The sequence below is a fragment of the Vibrio sp. 10N.247.310.17 genome (assembly GCF_041466605.1).
GTDB classification, from domain to species: Bacteria; Pseudomonadota; Gammaproteobacteria; order Enterobacterales; family Vibrionaceae; genus Vibrio; species Vibrio tasmaniensis_A.
Map to the genome: position 1 here is coordinate 1 of NZ_JBFSTC010000185.1, position 2,582 is coordinate 2,582.

General features: G+C 41.8%; 4 protein-coding genes and 1 pseudogene. All 5 read left to right on the forward strand.

The genetic code is table 11. The features are described 5' to 3' along the window. Positions 1-184 (forward strand): annotated as a pseudogene (locus AB6D80_RS24570) (DUF1640 domain-containing protein); the annotation flags it as partial. 708 nt (positions 185-892) lie between these two features. After that, entirely contained in the window at positions 893-1,249 is a 357-nt protein-coding gene (locus AB6D80_RS24575) for a hypothetical protein (protein ID WP_102421257.1), read from the forward strand. 38 nt (positions 1,250-1,287) lie between these two features. Next, the gene (locus tag AB6D80_RS24580; protein ID WP_102579847.1) at positions 1,288-1,674 is read left to right on the forward strand and encodes a hypothetical protein; all 387 of its coding nucleotides are present in this window, start codon (positions 1,288-1,290) and stop codon (positions 1,672-1,674) included. Between the two features lie 78 nt (positions 1,675-1,752). Continuing rightward, complete coding sequence (locus AB6D80_RS24585) at positions 1,753-2,088, forward strand: type I restriction endonuclease subunit M (RefSeq protein WP_372045903.1); 336 nt, start codon at positions 1,753-1,755, stop codon at positions 2,086-2,088. Positions 2,089-2,142: 54 nt separating this feature from the next. Continuing rightward, on the forward strand, positions 2,143-2,582 hold a 440-nt coding region (locus AB6D80_RS24590; RefSeq protein ID WP_371729370.1), incomplete at its 3' end, for a lytic transglycosylase domain-containing protein.

Sequence of the window (2,582 nt, forward strand, 5' to 3'; positions counted from 1 at the left end):
TCAAGAGCAGTTAAATGATACGCGTAAAGAACTCGATCAGAAGATCGAAGCGGTTAGGAATGAGGTCCTGGGGGTTCGTAATGAAGTGAGTTCCCTTAAAAACCTCATTATTGCAACAGCCTTCGCGATGATTGCGACGGTAGCCGGTGCCGCGTTTTGGGTGGGTAGTCATATCAACGTTTAATGTTCAAATATGTTTTCTGAAATGCCTCTTATCCTAGAGGCATTTTTTTGTTCTCGTTATGTCCTCGATCGCTTCAACGCTCGCGCTAAAAGAATTTAAGCCAAAGGCTCGACCGCAAGCGGTCGTCAAACCGGCTCTCAGTACCACAGTGCGCCCATTTACTCGATGTTTGATTATATTGCTTTGTCATGGTGTCACTTTGTGGGTTTGTGGCTGATAGGCGCCTTTTTTATTATAACGGTTTAAGGCTGATTTGAAGCGTAGCGTCATGATAAAGGCTTGAGTTGTGCGTTACCCTTCGGGCAAGGCTCTCCGCTTGTATCTTTCATCTATGGCCTAAACGTGGCATCACCCGGGTGAGTCACTGCGTGCCGCCCCAGAATGTGCCTCTCTACAGCCCCTATCTAAACGGATATCGCTGCAATCCTGAACGCCTGCGCTACTGCGTAGCTGCGCCTCGTCGTGCCTCCTCGTTACCTTTCACTGATTTCAATTAAGTTCGAGTAAAGGCTTGCTGTCTTATGTGCCGATTTCCCTTTCGACTCGCATCATTTGATGGTGCTCGCAGGCTGTTAACCATCCTCAATCAGAACCTTCTCTGCAAGGGTAAATGAACGCTTCGCGCCCCTGCAGAGAAGAACCATGTTTGAGGTGTGGACAGCCAAGCGGCTCCATAAAAGTGATCCTCAAACAGAAAGGAAACTCCTCATGGCACAACAACATACAACCCCAACTCTCTCTAAATCGAATTTCAGCGACCAGCGTTTCGCCGCTGGGCACGAAAGCTCACCAAAAAATGATATCTCTTTACTGCGTATTCCTCAGCGTACAGAGGGAGAAGAGCACGGCTTTTCTCTTACGCCGTGTAGCGATATTACCTTAGCTGAACTCAAAATCGCGGGATTTACTCTGCGTGATTCTAAGTTCTACCCATCCACTCTGGCTGAGGTTGAGAAGAGTATCTTACATCACTTTAAAATAGGGGACTTAACTGACAATTTTATTGTGAAGGATGTATCAACCCCTTCGAGAGCCCTCTTTTCGTTTCACCGTTGCCCGTTTTAATTACTGGGATATTTTTGTATTAACGTCAGGAGTAAGTCATGAAATATCTCTCCCACTATGTTCAAGACAAACAAACGCTAGCATTTAATGAAGCAGGGGCATTTTTTGCCTTTTCCACTAAACAGTTCGATGAAGCAAAAAAAGAGGGCGTGAAATATGCGTCGTTAGGTATGGGTTTAATTTGCCCTGTTGATAATGCAAAGCAATTAATGACCCGTTTAGATTCTATTGCTCAAGAAGGGATCGCCGAAGACATCGAAGAGAATGGTAAAAAAGCGATCATTCGCCGTGAGCTATTCAATCACGAGTGTTTTTATACCAATGACATTTGTGATTGTGTCGAAAGTCTCGAAGGGTATGGTATTTCTTACGATGAAGTGTATAAGGTATTTAATCACATTCGTAAAACGGAAGACGTTTCTTAAACGCTAAAAGTAAAGCGCCTTGATATTTGCTGTATCAAATATCAAGGCAAATTCAATTTAAATACAGGGGTAAATAAAATGAACATTAAAAATCTTACATCAGGTAACGAAGAAATAAAAGAAAAAAATTATGTTTGTACGGTTGTGCCGTTTGATCTTGGCCAAGTCGTTTGTACACAAGGCATTGCTGAACTGCTAAATAACAATATTGGTGTGAATTTACCGATTTACTTACATCGTCACCAAAATGGTGATTGGGGAAATGTCTGTGTTGAAGATAAACTTACCAATGATGAAGCCACCAAGATAGGCGAGCGGGTTTTATCCAGTTACACCATTTGTAATGAACAAGTCTGGATAATTACCAAGCGTGATCGTAGTTGCACTACGATTTTGCTCCCGAATGAATATTGATGACGTCAATTCACGCGATATAATGGAGTTCCTTTGGACTCCATTTTTTAGTTTATGAAAAAATCAATCTTATTATTGTCGGTATTTCCAAGTGTTGGGTATTCGTTTTGTTTTGATGAAGCAGGACAACATTATAATGTTGCTCCAGCTTTGCTGCGAGCGATAGCACAAGTTGAAAGCAGTCTTGATCCTAATGCTTATAACGAAAACAAAAATAAAAAAGGTCAAGTAACCAGTCGTGACTTTGGACTCATGCAAATTAACTCTATTTGGTTTCCTCGATTGGCTGAATTTAATGTCAATAAAGCCAATATTTATGAACCTTGTTTTAATGTTTCATTAGGTGCGTGGGTATTAAGTTCTAACTTTGCGAGTCATGGTTATTATTGGAACAGTGTCGGCGCTTATAATGCGGGTTTTTCCAAACGCACCGAGAACACCAGAAAAATATACATCCAAAAAGTCCAATCGGTTTATTTTAAGATGAACGTTCA

Excerpts from the sequence above, each read along its gene's own strand:
- AB6D80_RS24575 (WP_102421257.1), top strand. The coding sequence starts at position 893 with ATGGCACAACAACATACAACCCCAACTCTCTCTAAATCGAATTTCAGC.
- AB6D80_RS24580 (WP_102579847.1), top strand. The coding sequence starts at position 1,288 with ATGAAATATCTCTCCCACTATGTTCAAGACAAACAAACGCTAGCATTT.
- AB6D80_RS24585 (WP_372045903.1), top strand. The coding sequence starts at position 1,753 with ATGAACATTAAAAATCTTACATCAGGTAACGAAGAAATAAAAGAAAAA.